We start from the raw sequence: 16,178 nt of genomic DNA on the forward strand, positions 1-16,178 counted from the left end.
AAGAGGGGGTATCAATTTTGACACACCCTCATATATTTTTTATCAAATCGTAAAAGATACCTATCAAAACCAAGATGAAAAGACCAACCGGCCTTATCTTCCTATTAAAAAAAGAATTGACAAGTCTTAAAAGCTAATACTTTTTTGACATAAAACCATCACTTCTCACTCCCAACTCGTCTACTTATCTACTCGTAAACTTGTTTACTAATTGATTGCAGGGGCTTGGCAACATCGCTGTCTCGGCTTCGCAGCAATGCTGAAAAGGCTTTGCAGTAATTCTGCCGAGCCACTGCAAGAACATCATACTACCCTTTTTCCAAAGAGAGGGAATTTTTTTTGAATTACAAAGTAGACCTAACAAGGATTTAGATAGATGCACACGAGTCGTTTACAACAACTCTTCAAGTACCTTCAAGTCGTCGTCCGTGGTAGCCCAACTTGTCACAAAGCGGCATACAAAGGCATCTGAGCCAAATGGCTCCCAATGAGTGAAGAGCACATGTTTCTCCAATTCGGCTACGCGTTTGTTGTCTATGATCAAGAATTGTTGATTGGTTGGCGAGTCGATAAAGAGTCGATAGCCCCGTTTAAGAAACAGTGTGCGCATCTTCATAGCCATATCTATGGCATGCTTAGAGATGCGGAAGTAAAGGTCGTCAGTGAAAAGAGCATCGAATTGCAGCCCCATCAATCGTCCTTTAGCAGACAAAGCCCCATGCTGTTTCACAATGGTGAAGAATTGGCGCGGTGCTCCATTGAGGAATACCACGGCTTCACCGCAGAGCGCCCCCACTTTGGTGCCACCGATATAAAAGGCATCACAGTGCTCAGCAATAAAGGGAAGATCAACATCGCACCCCCGATAAGAAATAGACATCGGCTTTTGGCGCATTGCAGGCTACCCGTATACGATGGCGAGCACGCTCGCTCCACTCATCAAAGCCATAAGTGAGGCTTTGCTTATCATTGGTATCAACTAGGTGTTGCAGCACCAACGGATGCGCACCGTTATTGTAATCACACTCAAAAGAAATCATACGATATTTTGCTTTACTCTATTATAATAGCACAAAATTAGTCATTTTCACTAATATATCTATATTATAATAGGTGGGAAATAATCATTCAGACACTTTACCCTTTTTGAGATAATTTATGTTTTGCTATAAAATTATAAGATAGTATCAGCATTGAGCAAAATAGTATCAGTATAATAAGATTTTATTATATAACTTTGCGAGCAATAAATATTGCATCAATCTCCCCAACGGTACAAGAAAACGTATGATAACCTAACCTGCCGTCAGACAGAGGAGACACCAAACGACCTAAACATAAAAGGAAATATCTAGAACTTAAACAATACAAAACCAAGACTTCATGGAAAAGAATTCAACTTAAAAATGCTGTTCGCGGTATAAAATACTTGCAAACTAATCTACTTACTTTTTTAGGAGAAGACTCCAAATACCAAAATCTATTAAACGTTTAACCTATAGAAATACCTAAAAGTATGACTCTTCATTTTAGAAAGACAGCTTTGGTCATGGGTGCTTGTGCAACATTAGGACTCGCCTATTCACCACAAGCATTGGCTGCTTTGCCTAATTCCTCGGTCAATGAGGTGCAACAAGCCAAGAAAATTACCGGTCACATTGTAGATTCTCAAGGCCCCGTCATCGGTGCAACCGTATTAGAGAAAGGTACTACCAATGGTGTTGTTACCGACTTAGATGGTAACTTCAGCATGAATGTGAAACCGGGTGCAACCCTCGTCGTTAGTTATATCGGCTATAAGACGCAGGAAATCCAAGTGGGAAATCAATCCAATTTTTCTCTTACACTTCAGTCTGAAGACACCAGTTTGGACGAAGTCGTTGTTGTAGGTTATGGTGTACAGAAGAAGAAACTGGTAACAGGCGCTACCGTCGAAGTAAAAGGTTCTGACCTACAAAAGATGAATACCACTCAAGCATTGGGCGCATTGCAGAGCATGAGTCCCGGTGTGAACATTCAAGCTATATCAGGACAGCCCGGTGATGGATTCAAAGTAACCATCCGTGGTGCCGGTACGAATAGTGATACTAAGCCATTATACGTTATCGACGGCGTATCGGGTGGCGATATTAACAATATCAACCCGGCCGACATCGAGCGTATTGACGTATTGAAGGACGGTGCTTCGGCTGCCATCTACGGTTCGGCAGCTGCCAATGGTGTCATCTTGATTACCACACGCCAAGGTAAAGAGGGTAAGATACAGGTGAGCTACGACGGCAATGTGGGTTGGCAGAACGTATATCGCATGCCCGACTTGCTGACAGCTAAGGAATATATGCAGGTACAAGACCTCGTAAGAAACAACAGCGGAGTAGCACCTTGGGACTGGAGCAAGTTCATTGACGCCGATTTATTGAAGGCTTACAACGACGGAACGAACAAGGGTACCAACTGGCTCGACCTCTTGCGTAACAAAAATGCAGTGACTACAAGTCACGCTCTCAACGTTACCGGCGGTACAGACCGTTCTAAGTTCAGCACCGGCGTGGGTTATCAGTATCAAGATGGTATCTTCGGTGGAGACTTCGCCAAGAGCGATTTCCGTCGTTTCACCATACGTTTGAACTCTGAACACGTCATTTATCGCAACGAAAAGGGACTCGATGTAGTGAAAATTGGGGAGAATGTATACTTCAATCATCGCGAAAATCAAGGTATCCAGATAGGAAACCAGTACGGCAACTCTATCTCCGACATGCTTCGTGCTAATCCTTTGGTGCCTCTATACAATGCTGATGGCAACTATTTCAACAACGACGACCTGAAGAAATCAGGCACTGAGGGATGGTATAAGTACAACTCTTATACTGTAAACCCACTTTACGTTTTGGAGAATTCTCAAGGTTCTAACAACAAAAGTCGCAGCTTTAATCTGTCAGCAGTAGGTTACTACGAGATTCAACCCATCAAGAACTTGGTGTATCGTGGACAGTTCAACTACAACCAAAGTTCATGGTCATGGCGTAGCTTCTTGCCTAACTTCAACGCAAATGAGAATACGGCAGGTATGAAACGTACCACCGACCAAGTCACACAACAAGCCGGACTCGGCTGGGGATGGAGCAATACCCACACTGTTAACTATAAATTCGATTTGGAGAGGGTTCACCATATTGACGTATTAGCCGGTATGGAATACGGCGAATCAAAGCCTAACTTCGGTGAATCCATCCAAGGTATCTCTACAACAAGTATCTTTGGAGATTTCAGCCACGCTTATCTGTCGGCTACTAGCGACAAGGGTGGTAAGGCAACTGTTATCGGTACTCCTTATGTAGACACTCGTAGCCTGTCTCACTTCGGCCGTATCAACTACGACTATAACGAGACTTACATGCTGACAGCTATCTTCCGTGCCGATGGCTCTTCTATCTTTGCCCCCGGACATCGCTGGGGTTACTTCCCATCGGTATCTGCAGGATGGGTTGTAAGCAACGAGAAGTTTATGGAATCTACACGCAGTTGGATGGACTACTTGAAACTTCGTGCCAGCTGGGGACAAAATGGTAACAAGAATATTGTATCGAGTTTCGCTTACCAAGCAACCTTTGCATTCGATGAACTGTCTAACTATTCATTCAATAATAATAAAGACAGCTATACACCGGGAGCCAGTCCATCACGTCTTTCTAACGAAGAATTGACATGGGAGACATCAGAACAGACCAACGTAGGTATTGATGCTCGCTTCTTAAATCAGCGTTTGAACGTGAACTTCGACTGGTATTATAAGAAGACAAAGGACTTGTTGCTGGAAGTTCCTGTTGCTGCAACAACCGGTTTTGACAAACAATGGCAGAACGCCGGTACTGTCCGGAACACTGGTATTGAGCTTGGTTTGAACTGGCAAGATAAGATTGGCACAGACTTTACTTATGGTGTAAACTATAATATTGCCTACAATAATAATAAGGTGATTACCGTTAATAGTCCTCGTAAGTACAATGAAGGCGGTAACGACTTGCTCGCACAGAACACAGGTATCATGGCTCGCTTTGAAGAAGGATTCCCTATCGGTTACTTCTATGGCTATAAGACCGATGGAGTCATTCAGAATCAGAACGATTTGGAGGCCTACCTAGCAAAGAACTGTGGTGGAGATGCTACTCATTCTCTACAAGGAACAGGTTTGAAACCCGGTGATTTAAAGTTCGTAGACGTTGATGGTGACGGTGTCATCACCCCTGCCGACAAGACTAATTTGGGCAATCCTAACCCCGATGTAACTATGGGTCTCAGCCTCAACTTCGGTTATAAAGGTTTTGATTTCTCTGTGACAGGCTATACAGCTCTTGGACAACAGGTTGCAAGATCATATCGTAAGTTCACCGACGGTGAGCAAGAGAATTACACTTCTGAAGTATATGGCTACTGGAATGGTGAAGGAACCTCTAACAGATACCCACTCTTGGCCCGTATGAATACCGGTCCTAACTGGCAGCAAGTATCAGATATCTATGTAGACAATGCTGGTTACTTCCGCTTACAGAACATGACTATCGGTTATGATTTCGCTAAGAACTGGAAAGCATGCCCATTCTCACAACTCCGTCTCTACTTCACCGCACAGAACCTATTTACCATTACCGGATACAAGGGAATGGATCCTGAGAACGGTATGGCTCTTAATAGTGGAGAGCCTTGGGTAACCGGTGTTGATGTAGGTAACTACCCACAACCTCGTACATTCTTGGTTGGTGTCAATGTTAAATTCTAAATCGAAACAACAATGAAAAGAATATCATATATCATAGGCTCGCTTCTGATGATAGCAGGGACATTTACATCGTGTGATATCAACAATATCCAGAACATGACGGACCTGTCTACTGAAAACTTCCCTGCAAAATCAAGCGATGCGACAGCCGTTTTGGCCGGCATCTATGAGAATTTGAATGCAGTGATGGCCAATCCTCAAGAGTCGTTCTTGTATTATTCTGACTTGGCTAGCGACGATCAGCTCGGTGGTGGTGGTGTCAACGACAAGATGATGCAGGCTTTAGACCTCATCTGTAACTACAATGCTGATATGACAAAAGATTTCTGGAGTCAGCGTTATCAAGGCATCAACCGCGCCAACACACTGATTGCGTCTATCCCAAATACAAAGTTAGACGGAGAGAACAAGGCGCAGGTCATGGGTGAAGCACTCTTCCTACGTGCCTTCTATCACTACGAATTGGCATCTATGTACGGTAACGTACCTTTGATGACAGCTCCTTCCGGCGAGACAGTTACTCCGGGTGACGTGAAAGTATTGTGGGGACAGATACTTCAAGACCTGTACACTGCAGCCACAACAATGCCAAAACAACGTCTGACCAACGGTCATATTGACCGCTATACAGCCAGTGCTATGTTGGGACGTGCTTGGTTGTTCTACACAGGTTTCTACGGAAACGGTACTACTATCGCCGACTTGACCAGCACCACTTACAAACCTTTGACCGAAGTTGCATTGCCTAACGGCAACACTTTGACCAAGGCACAAGTGATTGCATGTATCGATGAGTGTGTCAACAGTTCCGGCTACTCATTGGTTCCCGACTTCCGCAACCTGTGGGCATATAGTAACCGTAACACGAAAGAAGACTACGAATATACCAAGGGTAAAGGATTGAAATGGGTAGAAGACGATAATGCCGTTAACCCGGAGTCTATGTTCGCCATCAAGTTTAACAAGCGTGCCGACTGGGCTACAACCATTGGTTATGCCAACGGGCTAGCATTGCACTTCGGTGTACGCGGTGGACAAGACTTAGCTAATACATTCCCCTTCGGACAAGGATGGGGTGCAGGTTCTGTAGCTCCCAACTTGGTAGACGACTGGAATAGTGCCGAGCCCGGCGACAAGCGTCTTGAAGCATCTATTCAGGATGTGAACAAACTACCTAATTATGCAAAGGGTGGATGGGCCGACTTTGTTCAAGAAACCGACTATTATGAGAAGAAGCAGTCTCCGGTTTCTGCTAAGAACGATGGAACCTACGAAGAAGCTTTCCCAACAACAGGTTCTAACGCGGTACCTTACCTGAGTTGCTTTGAAAGCTTAATGTATGGGCCTTCCAACTGGATACAAGGCAACAACAACTTCCAATTAGGTAACATCCACGACATCGTATTGATTCGTTTCGCAGATGTACTTTTGATGCAGAGCGAATTGAAAGAAGACGTCGCAGGTATCAACAAAGTGCGTGCTCGTGCAGGCTTGAGCCCTATCGGAGCTTACTCTCTCAAGGCTCTTCAGAACGAACGTCGCTGGGAGTTGGCATTCGAAGGTACTCGCTGGAATGACATCCGTCGTTGGCACATTGCTGCCCAAATGTTATCAAGACAGCTCAATCAACCTATCTACTATTGTGGAGCTTCCGACAAAAACGTAGCCCACAACGGTGGCTACGAAGCACGCTATAAGGCCACAGCCGGCTTCCAAAAGATGCCAGAAAGTCAAGTTTCATTGGGTAGTGTCACCCAAAATGAAGGTTGGACTGACAACACCTCTGAATATCAGGGTTGGAAATAATTCACTCATCAAAAAGAAACAGAAATATGAAAAATATATTATTTGCAGCTGCTCTACTGACTTTCATGATGGCATCTTGCAATCCGCAGCAAGATGATGAGAGCCCGGTAGCCAACGTTACATCCGAAGAACTCAGCAAAGAACTTCAGATTACAGCTAAGAAAGAAGGCAACAACAACCTCGTTGTCACCACATCGCCTACACGTTATATCTATGTATACGATGCAGAAACAAACGAGATGGTCGGCAGTGGTACTTCGGTGAAAGTACAGGTATTGCCTCCTGCCCGCACCGTCAAGTACTATGTACAGGTTACAGGCTTTGATCGCTCAGTGGCAAAGTCGGAAGCTAAATCCATCGACGTAAAAGAATTCACTGACCTCGACTCCATGCTTACAACCTTGTTTGGTGATGGTAAGGGCGACTTCACATCTTATACATACACTTGGAACACTGAAGCAGCCGACGGTGTATGGGGTAATGGTGGATACATGGAGTCTACCGGACCGGCTTGGTGGGTTGTTAAGACTGCCGATATAGACCAGCAAGCAACCGACAAGGGACTTCCTAAAGACGGTGCCGACGGTTGGTTCTCTATGGGGCTAGGCACCGGTGGTGTTAAGACCAGCCGTGGTGAGAGCGGTAGCGTTACAGCTACAAGCACCAAAGTGAAAGACGGTTGGGACATCGGGACCCTCACTTTCAATGGTACAATTCCATTGATGGGTCTCATGGTCAATAATGGCAATGCTCGCCAATACGTCTATCAGATTCTCAAAGCCGACAGCAAAGAACTCCGTCTTTGCGCTCCAGAACCCGGAGCTGGCGACTGGGGAACTGCATTCTTCTGGAATTTCAAGAGAAAGTAACGTCGTAGGGTATTAGTATTTAGGTGGAAGCCCCGAACGGTCAATACGGTCGGGGCTTTTTACAAAAACAATATGAGAATCATGAAAAGAGTGATTTTTCTCTCGGCAATCTTGCTATTGCTCTTCAGCTGTAACAACAAGCCACGCTATAGGATAGAAGGTACGGTTACAGCAGGCGTCGCTGATGGGCAGAAGATTTATCTTGTACCCATGACGGGAGCCAATTGGGGAAACGTGGATTCCACGTATGCGTACAATGGTAAGTTTGTATTTGAGGGCGACACAGAGCGCGTGAGCATCATCCGATTGCCTTTCAGACAGCGCATGCAAGCCCAAGAGCTGCTCGTAGTGACCGAACCCGGCGTTATCAAGGTGCACCTCGATACCAACAGCATCACCTCCGGGACACCACAAAATAATCTGATACAGCAGTGGAAAGACCTCACCATACAACGCAATACGGCCTCCAATCTATACCTTTCGGCTAACATGCGGCATGCGTCAAAGGATAGTATCGCAATGCTTAAAGGGCATGCCGACAAGGCCGACTCGACTTTCTACCAATTCATGAAAGCCACCATAAAGAAACAGCCCGGCAATACGATAGCTAAATTCTTTCAACAATATCTCTAAACCACCTTTCTCTTACACTACAATACCAACCGCAGACGATGTCCGCGGTTTTTTGTTTAAAGCCCGCCTACAACATGATTGAACAGGCAATGACTTATTTTCTTACACCCGCTAGGTTTAGATAAACATTTAAGGAAATTACAAATACAATGTTGCAGTGGCCGGGCAACACTGCTGTCTCGGCTAGGCAGCGATGCTGAAATGGCTATACAGCAATACTGGGGAGGCTTTGCAATAGCCCCAACCCAACTCAATCGTTTTAGTAAACAAGTTAACGAATAAACTAGTTAACAAGGGTTTAAGTTGACAAGTAGACGAGTTTAGGTTTTAGTATTTAAGTTTTTGAGTTTATAAGTTCTTAAGTTGTAGCACGGAAAAGGTCTATTCCTTTCGCCCTCCCCTCTATGGGGAGGGGTGGGGAGGAGCTTTTCTCATCACAGCCTACCTTCTTCTCGGTAGCTATAATAAGCCCCGTCGGTGACAACTACATGGTCTAAGAAGTAGATACGCATCAACTCACAAGCCTTCTTAACACACTGTGTCAACTCATCATCCATACGACTTGGCATCGTGTTATTGCTCGGATGATTATGCGTTAAGGCCAAAATGGTGGCATTACAGAGAATTGCTTCTTTCATGATGACACGTACATCGACCGCCGTTTCGTTAATGCCACCATGACTAATACGTTGCGCCTTGATGAGTTTATAATTCTGATTCATGAGCAACACCCACGCCTCTTCCACGTCAAGGTCTTGCATCAGGGTGTGCATATAATTATAGATAGCCGTAGCACTGCCCAAGTCGGCACGCTCCACAGCTTTTTCTCGTGCCCGTCGCTTGCCCAATTCGCAAGCCGCCAATATCGTAATAGCCTTGGCTTCTCCTATCCCGTTGTAATCCATCAACTCTTTCACTGTTTTCTTACCAAGTGCGTTGAGGTTGTTATTGCAGTCTTTCAAGACTCGCTTCATCAAATCTACGGCACTCTCATGCACCGATCCCGACCCTATCAAGATAGCCAACAGTTCGGCATCGGTAAGGTTCTCAGCTCCTCGCGCAAGAAGTTTCTCGCGTGGTCGGTCTTCTTCGGCCCACTGATTGATGTTGAGTTTCATCGATTTAATTGAAAATTCAAAATTGAGAATTGATAATTATGAGTCACTTACTTATCAATTATAGAAGTTCTTCTCGTATGCCGAGAATTCATCTTTCTGTAAAACCATACGTTTCCAAACAGCTTCCAAGAATCCAAAACCATAGCCCATAAGTTGAATAAAAGCTGCGATAATGGATAAAGCACCTACTTGCAGACTCTTATTCTTTAAGGTAGATCCGATAAAGATAAGCAACGAATAGAGCAACAGAGGGGTGGCAGCAAATGTACAAGCCCAAAAACCAACAGCATGTTGCATACTATTCTGCCCAAATGCAAGGTTTACGATACCTATTATTCCCAATATCACCAACAGAAACACTCCCACCGTAAACACCATAGGGAGCATATGGACGAGTTTCAACGATTCAGGATACTTCATATAAAGATTGATACGCGCGATACCACTATTATATACTTGTCGCCAAAACTTCATAAAATCAGTACGACGCTTATGCCATACCCACGCTTCGGGGAACAACCGGCAGCGATAACCGGCCTTAAATATACGGATGCTAAAGTCTATATCTTCGCCGAAACGCATCTTAGAAAAACCGCCCAAAGCATGGTAGACATCGCTACGAATGCCCATATTGAACGAACGAGGATAGAATTTATCGAGTTTCTTCTTGCCTCCGCGAATGCCACCTGTGGTAAAAAACGAAGTCATACTATAAGAAATGGCTTTTTGGACTGGTGTAAATGACTCGTGAGCACAGTCTGGTCCCCCAAAAGCATCGGCCGGCTCGCGATTCAACTCGTCGTCTATAGCCTTCAAATAACCTTCGGGTAAGACAACATCACTATCTAGAATCAGCAGGTATTCACCCTGTGCTACACTTGCACCGTAGTTTCGGCTCTGCCCCGGACCGCTGTTTGTCTTGGCATAATAATGCAGATTGAGTCGGTCGGCATACGCTTCGCATACCTCTTTACAAGGCACTTGCGACCCATCTTCCACGATGACAACTTCAAAATCGGTCACTGTCTGATGTGTAAGGCTATCTAATAGTTCGCTCACTTCATCGGGACGATTGAATACAGGTACAATAACAGAGTATTTCATGTAGCAGATAGGCATTAAAAGAAACAGAAAAGGGCAAAGAGACTCCGCCTCCCTCAAGGAGACAACAAGAATCTCTTTGCCCTGAAAAAATATTATTCGTTTACACGGTTCAGGTAGCTTCCATCGCGTGTATCAACCTGAATCAGGTCACCTTCGTTGATGAACAAAGGTACACGAACCTCAGCTCCGGTCTCCAATGTAGCCGGTTTGGTTGCATTAGTAGCTGTGTTGCCCTTTACGCCCGGCTCTGAATGAGTAATACGGAGCACAGTCTTAACAGGCATTTCAGCAGACAGGATAGTACCATCCGATGTATCTGTAACGACTTCTACGACGTCGCCTTCCTTCATAAAGTCTACACCCTCAATACCTTCTCTAGCGATTGGAATCTGCTCGAAAGTTTCTTGGTTCATGAAGATGTAACCTGTTGGGTCTTGATACAGATACTGATAAGGGCGACGCTCAACACGAACATCCTCCAACTTGAATCCTACTTGGAACGTACGCTCCAATACGCGACCGTCGGAAACGTTCTTCAACTTTGTACGCATCACCGTATTACCCTTTCCGGGCTTTACATGCTGGAAGTCGATACATGTCCAAATCTTACCATCCATACGGATGCAAGTTCCGATTTTAATTTCCTGTGAATTGATCATATTTGTGTTATTATATATATTTACACGTTAAATATACGTCTAAAATCGATTGCAAAGTTACGAATAAAATACAAAATACGCTCGAAAGTGGCTGAAAATTAGTCTATTTCTTTGCCATTTCGAAAATTATGAGTACTTTTGCAGCCCAAAGCGAAGAAACAAATAATAATAAAATAGAACTAAAATGAAAAGAACATTTCAGCCTCACAACAGAAGAAGAGTGAACAAGCACGGCTTCCGCGAGAGAATGTCAACCAAGAATGGTCGCCGCGTTTTGGCTGCTCGCCGCGCACGTGGACGTAAGAAACTAACTGTTTCTAGCGAGAATCACGGCAAATAAACAGTGAACAGAGTCAAGTTCTTTTTCAACAAAGAACTTCAACATACCCCCTTGAGGAATCTTTCTCATGGGGGTATGTTGTGTTTAAGAGCCGCCTACACGGCGCACCCGAAACGTGTATGCACACTTTTTCGTGGAATCACAATGGTTTATCGAAAAATTACTTATCTTTGCATAACATTCCAATTATAAAGCAAGATGAAATCATCTGAATTCGTCAATAAATTCAAAAGCCGTTATTTCTGGGGCAACATATTGGCAATGGGCATCGTTATCGTGGCACTTTGCTTCGGCGTGAAGTACGGTCTTGATGTCTATACGCATCATGGCGAATCCATCGCGATACCGAATATTAAACACATGAACGCCACGGATGCCGAGCAAATGCTCAGCAATCTAGGGCTTACCATGGTCGTAACAGATACAGGATATGTGAAATCGCAGCCTGCCGACTGCATATTGGAGCAGTCACCTGAAAGCGGTGAGCGCGTAAAATCGGGACATATCGTTTATGTGACCATCAATTCGCTCCAGTCACCTACCATCGCTTTGCCCGATGTCATAGACAATAGTTCATTGCGCGAAGCCATCGCCAAACTCTCAGCCATGGGCTTTAAGCTCACGGAACCGGAATATGTGGCCGGCGAAAGAGATTGGGTATACGGCATCGTGGTACGTGGTCAGCACGTAACGGCAGGACAACGCATATCCGTAGAAGACTCTTTGACGATACAGGTGGGCAACGGTCAGCGCTCTGCCGACGACTCCGTGGACTACATTGAACCCACAACTGCCCCCATATTTGAGGAAGAAAAGGGCGATGTAGACGAGTTCCAAGAGGTGACTGTACCCGAAGAGCAGCCCGCTACAACACCAAGGAAAGAGTAGTTAACAACACTAGAGCCTCGCAATACATGATAGAAGAGATAATTGACGAGATAGAAGACAGCGACGAAAGCCAACAACTCTATGAGCATTGGAGGGTAGAAGTCGACAAAGGACAGGAGCCTGTGCGTATCGACAAATACCTTACAGAGCGCAATCCCTATATCAGTCGCAACCGTATACAGGCAGCAGCGGAGGCCGGTGCCATCCGTGTGAACAACAAACCGGTAAAGAGTAACTACAAGGTTCGGCCTCTCGACGTCATCACATTGATGCTCGACAAGCCGAAACACGACACGAGTATCGTGGCCGAAGACATTCCCCTGAACATCGTTTACGAAGACGATGCACTCATGGTAGTCAACAAAGAGGCTGGTATGGTGGTACATCCGGGAGCTGGAAACTTCACCGGTACACTCATCAATGCCGTGGCTTGGCATCTGAAGGACTTGAAATCATTCGACCCTAATGACCCCGAAGTGGGGTTGGTACATCGTATTGATAAGGACACAAGCGGACTGTTGGTTGTGGCAAAGACCGCCGATGCAAAGTCAATTTTGGGTAAGCAGTTCTTCAACAAGACCACTCATCGCAGCTACAATGCACTGGTGTGGGGTAATTTAGCCGAAGACGAGGGGCGCATAGAAGGCAACATAGCACGCGATCCCAAGGATAGACTGCGCATGACGGTGTTTCCTACCGATAGCGAGATAGGCAAACCGGCCGTTACTCATTACCGCGTCATCGAACGATTCGGCTACGTGACGCTGATAGAATGTATCCTTGAGACCGGTAGAACTCACCAGATACGTGCTCACATGAAGCACATCGGGCATCCGCTCTTTGGCGATGAACGGTACGGCGGATGCGAAATCCTGCGCGGACAACGTAGCAGTACGTATAAAGCTTTTATCATGAACTGCTTCAAAATCTGTAATCGACAGGCTCTACATGCCCGCACTTTAGGATTCGTACATCCCATCACAGGCAAGCAGATGGACTTTACAAGCGAATGGCCAAGCGATTTAAGCCAGCTCGTAGAGAAGTGGAGAAGCTTCATACATGGCACTACAGCCAATACTTTTGAAGAAAAATAGAAAACAATTTGATAATATGGAAAATTTAAAGAGAACGATTGCTATCGTTTGTGGTGGCGATTCATCGGAACACGATGTATCTCTGCGCTCTGCACAGGGACTTTATTCCTTTTTCGATAAAGAGCGTTATAACATCTACATTGTTGATGTGAAGGGAGACGATTGGCACGTAAACCTCGACAACGGAGACATTGCGCACATCAATAAGAACGACTTCTCATTCTTGCTCGACGACAAAACGACGTGCTTCGATTATGCTTATATCACCATTCATGGCCAGCCCGGTGAGAATGGATACATGCAAGGATACTTTGAACTCATTGGTATGCCCTACTCCACTAGCAGTGTTTTGGTTGAAGCATTGACTTTCGATAAATTCGTACTCAATAAATATCTCAGTACATACGGTATCAATGTGGCCGACAGCATGCTACTTCGGCGCGAAGACACATGCGATGAAGCAGAGGTGGAACGCCGCCTTGGCATGCCTTGTTTCGTGAAACCGGCTGCCGACGGTTCCAGTTTCGGCGTCTCAAAGGTAAAGAACGTAGACCAGTTGGCGCCTGCCCTGCGTGTCGCTTTCATGGAGAGCGATGAGGTAATGATAGAAAGCTATCTCGAAGGAACGGAGATTTCGCAGGGTGTTTATAAGACGAAAGACAAATCGGTAGTATTCCCTGCCACTGAAGTTGTGACTAAAAACGAGTTCTTCGACTACAATGCCAAGTACAACGGACAGGTACAAGAGATTACACCGGCACGTATTAGCGATGACACCGCAGCCCAAGTTGCGAAGTTGACAAGTCGTATTTACGACATCCTGCACGCCAACGGAATCATACGTATCGACTATATCATCTCAAAAGCCCAAGACGGTAACGATCAAATCAACATGCTTGAAATCAACACAACACCCGGAATGACTCCCACAAGTTTCATTCCTCAGCAGGTGCGTGCAGCCGGATTGGATATCAAAGAGGTGTTGAGCGAAATCGTAGAGAACCAGTTCGACTAACGCCAACAGCCTTCATCTTTCACCATTAATCTTACGAACCATGGACAAAGAACTACTGAAGAAATTCGATGCTATCCGACCTTATGAGCCGGAAGAGCTTCCTGAGGTGTACGACAGATTGTTGGCACATCCGCAATTTCAAGCCGTGATGAACTTTCTGATGCCCGGTGTGTCTATCGAAGCCATCGGTAAGAAAATGCGAGCATGCAAAACCAGCATGGAGTTTCAGTACGCTTTCAGCTACGACTTCGTCAAAAATGTGTTGACAAAGACCACTACCGGTTTTGAAATGGACGCATCAGCGGTCGACAATACCGGACGATATACGTTCATCAGCAATCACCGCGACATCGTAATGGACCCATCTTCTCTGTCCATGTTCCTCATAGATGCCAAGTTCACAACTACTTGTGAGATTGCCATTGGCGATAATTTACTGTCCCTACCATGGGTGAAAGACCTCGTAAGAGTTAACAAATCATTCATCGTAGAGCGTGGATTGCCCATGCGCCAAATGCTCCTTTCGAGCAAACGATTGGCCGATTACATGCATTTCGCCATTAGTGAGAAGCATGAAAACATTTGGATAGCACAGCGAGAGGGTCGTGCCAAGGACAGCAACGACCACACCCAAGAGGCTATTCTTAAGATGATTACGATGGGAGGTGAAGGCTCTATCATCGATAGATTGAAGCAAATGCATATCGTTCCACTGTCGCTTTCCTACGAATACGACCCCTGTGACTATCTCAAAGCGGCCGAATTCCAACTTAAGCGCGACGTTCCGGGGTGGAGAAAGAGCGCTCAAGACGATGTACACAGCATGCAAACGGGCATCATGGGCTACAAAGGGCACCTGCATTATCATTGTACTCCATGCATTGACGACTATCTCTCGACTCTCGATGAAAACATGCCGAAAGCCGAACTATACGAGAAAATCGCTGCTCACATAGACCACGAGATTCATCGTAACTATCGTCTCTACCCGTCAAACTACGTAGCTCTCGACCTACTTCATGGCACACAGGAGCACACCGGTGCCTATACGACCGAGCAACAACAACAGTTTGAGCAATACATAGCAGGACAATTAACCAAGATAGACATCCCTAATAAAGATGAAGCCTATCTCCGCGAACGTCTGTTAACCATGTATGCCAACCCTGCCATCAACTATTTAGCAGCTACTAAGTAATATGCCGAAATATTGGTTGGCACTGTTTATCCCCCTCATCATAGCTTGCGAGCACAACAGCTATGACACCGGTGACGGCCGATATTCATATCTTCAGGCCGACATCGTGGATGCGCATGCTGCTACCAAAGGACAAATAGACTACTGCCATACCGATAAGGGAGACCTACTTAAGCTAAGTCCGCATGCCAAAGCCGACTGGGCTACGACGCCGGATTCCACTTATCGCGCCCTACTCTACTACGGAAAGGTGACCGACCACACCACCGAAGCCATTCAAATAGCACGTGTCCCTGTTCTCAAAAGCGTACCTACAGCACGTATTGACACCATCTTTACCGACCCATTAAAGCTGGAGAGCGCATGGATGAGTACCAACCGTCGCTATCTAAACTTGCAATTGGGACTAAAAACCGGTCGACAAGACGGTGTAGACAATAAGCAAGTAGTCTCGGTGATGCACGATTCCACATCGGCAACAGGTACCAGTATGCCTACCATTTACCTACAACTCTATCACCGACAAAACGGTGTTCCCGAATACTATACTGTTCGTCAGTATGTCAATATACCACTTGACGACATCAAAGAAACTACTCAAATCCGTCTAACCGTAAACACCTACAACGGCATCGTAACCCGTTCATTCGTCATCGACCGCTAAGAAACAACTC

General features: G+C 45.5%; 15 protein-coding genes. 10 read left to right on the top strand and 5 right to left on the bottom strand.

All coding sequences use genetic code 11. The annotated features are described in order from the left end of the window. Positions 1 to 391: 391 nt before the first annotated feature. Together HMPREF3034_RS00865 and HMPREF3034_RS13105 are read right to left on the bottom strand one after the other, a co-directional pair. Positions 392 to 880: a hypothetical protein gene (locus HMPREF3034_RS00865; protein ID WP_062432445.1), complete on the bottom strand. Its 489-nt coding sequence runs from the start codon at positions 878 to 880 to the stop codon at positions 392 to 394. Next, the gene (locus HMPREF3034_RS13105) at positions 849 to 1,040 is read right to left on the bottom strand and encodes a hypothetical protein (protein ID WP_369793907.1); all 192 of its coding nucleotides are present in this window, start codon (positions 1,038 to 1,040) and stop codon (positions 849 to 851) included. The genes HMPREF3034_RS00865 and HMPREF3034_RS13105 overlap by 32 nt, the downstream gene beginning before the upstream one ends. A 476-nt stretch (positions 1,041 to 1,516) precedes the next feature. Here HMPREF3034_RS13105 and HMPREF3034_RS00870 point away from each other — a divergent pair, with 476 nt between their 5' ends. From HMPREF3034_RS00870 to HMPREF3034_RS00885, 4 genes are all read left to right on the top strand, one after another. Further along, the gene (locus HMPREF3034_RS00870; protein ID WP_062432449.1) at positions 1,517 to 4,780 is read left to right on the top strand and encodes a SusC/RagA family TonB-linked outer membrane protein; all 3,264 of its coding nucleotides are present in this window, start codon (positions 1,517 to 1,519) and stop codon (positions 4,778 to 4,780) included. Positions 4,781 to 4,792: 12 nt separating this feature from the next. Continuing rightward, positions 4,793 to 6,586 (top strand): RagB/SusD family nutrient uptake outer membrane protein, encoded by a 1,794-nt coding sequence (locus HMPREF3034_RS00875; RefSeq protein ID WP_062432452.1) that lies wholly within the window; start codon positions 4,793 to 4,795, stop codon positions 6,584 to 6,586. Between the two features lie 26 nt (positions 6,587 to 6,612). Further along, positions 6,613 to 7,455 (top strand): hypothetical protein, encoded by an 843-nt coding sequence (locus HMPREF3034_RS00880; protein WP_062432455.1) that lies wholly within the window; start codon positions 6,613 to 6,615, stop codon positions 7,453 to 7,455. A gap of 72 nt (positions 7,456 to 7,527) precedes the next feature. Continuing rightward, positions 7,528 to 8,088: a DUF4369 domain-containing protein gene (locus tag HMPREF3034_RS00885; protein ID WP_082721647.1), complete on the top strand. Its 561-nt coding sequence runs from the start codon at positions 7,528 to 7,530 to the stop codon at positions 8,086 to 8,088. A gap of 434 nt (positions 8,089 to 8,522) precedes the next feature. Here the strand turns inward: HMPREF3034_RS00885 and radC are convergent, their stop codons facing one another. From radC to efp, 3 genes are all read right to left on the bottom strand, one after another. After that, the gene (gene radC / locus HMPREF3034_RS00890; protein ID WP_052052719.1) at positions 8,523 to 9,206 is read right to left on the bottom strand and encodes a RadC family protein; all 684 of its coding nucleotides are present in this window, start codon (positions 9,204 to 9,206) and stop codon (positions 8,523 to 8,525) included. Between the two features lie 54 nt (positions 9,207 to 9,260). After that, positions 9,261 to 10,310 carry a glycosyltransferase family 2 protein gene (locus tag HMPREF3034_RS00895; protein ID WP_036896044.1) on the bottom strand — a complete coding sequence of 350 codons (1,050 nt, stop codon included), beginning with the start codon at positions 10,308 to 10,310 and terminating at the stop codon, positions 9,261 to 9,263. A gap of 92 nt (positions 10,311 to 10,402) precedes the next feature. Further along, complete coding sequence (gene efp / locus HMPREF3034_RS00900; protein WP_036896046.1) at positions 10,403 to 10,969, bottom strand: elongation factor P; 567 nt, start codon at positions 10,967 to 10,969, stop codon at positions 10,403 to 10,405. Positions 10,970 to 11,153: 184 nt separating this feature from the next. Here efp and rpmH point away from each other — a divergent pair, with 184 nt between their 5' ends. From rpmH to HMPREF3034_RS00925, 6 genes are all read left to right on the top strand, one after another. Beyond that, positions 11,154 to 11,309, top strand: coding sequence for a 50S ribosomal protein L34 (rpmH, locus tag HMPREF3034_RS12180; protein WP_082721648.1), 156 nt, complete (start codon positions 11,154 to 11,156; stop codon positions 11,307 to 11,309). Between the two features lie 198 nt (positions 11,310 to 11,507). Beyond that, entirely contained in the window at positions 11,508 to 12,197 is a 690-nt protein-coding gene (locus HMPREF3034_RS00905) for a PASTA domain-containing protein (protein ID WP_036896048.1), read from the top strand. Positions 12,198 to 12,223: 26 nt separating this feature from the next. Further along, on the top strand, positions 12,224 to 13,291 hold the full coding sequence (locus tag HMPREF3034_RS00910) for an RluA family pseudouridine synthase (protein ID WP_036896050.1): 1,068 nt from the start codon (positions 12,224 to 12,226) through the stop codon (positions 13,289 to 13,291). Positions 13,292 to 13,307: 16 nt separating this feature from the next. Continuing rightward, positions 13,308 to 14,306, top strand: coding sequence for a D-alanine--D-alanine ligase (locus HMPREF3034_RS00915; RefSeq protein WP_036896052.1), 999 nt, complete (start codon positions 13,308 to 13,310; stop codon positions 14,304 to 14,306). A gap of 40 nt (positions 14,307 to 14,346) precedes the next feature. Next, on the top strand, positions 14,347 to 15,504 hold the full coding sequence (locus HMPREF3034_RS00920) for a 1-acyl-sn-glycerol-3-phosphate acyltransferase (RefSeq protein WP_036896054.1): 1,158 nt from the start codon (positions 14,347 to 14,349) through the stop codon (positions 15,502 to 15,504). 1 nt (position 15,505) lies between these two features. Next, positions 15,506 to 16,168 carry a NigD1/NigD2 family lipoprotein gene (locus HMPREF3034_RS00925; protein ID WP_062432458.1) on the top strand — a complete coding sequence of 221 codons (663 nt, stop codon included), beginning with the start codon at positions 15,506 to 15,508 and terminating at the stop codon, positions 16,166 to 16,168. Positions 16,169 to 16,178: the final 10 nt, after the last annotated feature.

Source organism: Prevotella sp. DNF00663 (assembly GCF_001553265.1).
Taxonomy (GTDB): Bacteria; Bacteroidota; Bacteroidia; order Bacteroidales; family Bacteroidaceae; genus Prevotella.

Coding starts and splice junctions, on each gene's coding strand:
- radC (WP_052052719.1), bottom strand. CDS start 9,206: ATGAAACTCAACATCAATCAGTGGGCCGAAGAAGACCGACCACGCGAG.
- HMPREF3034_RS00885 (WP_082721647.1), top strand. CDS start 7,528: ATGAGAATCATGAAAAGAGTGATTTTTCTCTCGGCAATCTTGCTATTG.
- HMPREF3034_RS00865 (WP_062432445.1), bottom strand. CDS start 880: ATGTCTATTTCTTATCGGGGGTGCGATGTTGATCTTCCCTTTATTGCT.
- efp (WP_036896046.1), bottom strand. CDS start 10,969: ATGATCAATTCACAGGAAATTAAAATCGGAACTTGCATCCGTATGGAT.
- HMPREF3034_RS00920 (WP_036896054.1), top strand. CDS start 14,347: ATGGACAAAGAACTACTGAAGAAATTCGATGCTATCCGACCTTATGAG.
- HMPREF3034_RS00880 (WP_062432455.1), top strand. CDS start 6,613: ATGAAAAATATATTATTTGCAGCTGCTCTACTGACTTTCATGATGGCA.
- HMPREF3034_RS00915 (WP_036896052.1), top strand. CDS start 13,308: ATGGAAAATTTAAAGAGAACGATTGCTATCGTTTGTGGTGGCGATTCA.
- rpmH (WP_082721648.1), top strand. CDS start 11,154: ATGAAAAGAACATTTCAGCCTCACAACAGAAGAAGAGTGAACAAGCAC.
- HMPREF3034_RS00905 (WP_036896048.1), top strand. CDS start 11,508: ATGAAATCATCTGAATTCGTCAATAAATTCAAAAGCCGTTATTTCTGG.
- HMPREF3034_RS00925 (WP_062432458.1), top strand. CDS start 15,506: ATGCCGAAATATTGGTTGGCACTGTTTATCCCCCTCATCATAGCTTGC.
- HMPREF3034_RS00910 (WP_036896050.1), top strand. CDS start 12,224: ATGATAGAAGAGATAATTGACGAGATAGAAGACAGCGACGAAAGCCAA.
- HMPREF3034_RS13105 (WP_369793907.1), bottom strand. CDS start 1,040: ATGATTTCTTTTGAGTGTGATTACAATAACGGTGCGCATCCGTTGGTG.
- HMPREF3034_RS00895 (WP_036896044.1), bottom strand. CDS start 10,310: ATGAAATACTCTGTTATTGTACCTGTATTCAATCGTCCCGATGAAGTG.
- HMPREF3034_RS00875 (WP_062432452.1), top strand. CDS start 4,793: ATGAAAAGAATATCATATATCATAGGCTCGCTTCTGATGATAGCAGGG.
- HMPREF3034_RS00870 (WP_062432449.1), top strand. CDS start 1,517: ATGACTCTTCATTTTAGAAAGACAGCTTTGGTCATGGGTGCTTGTGCA.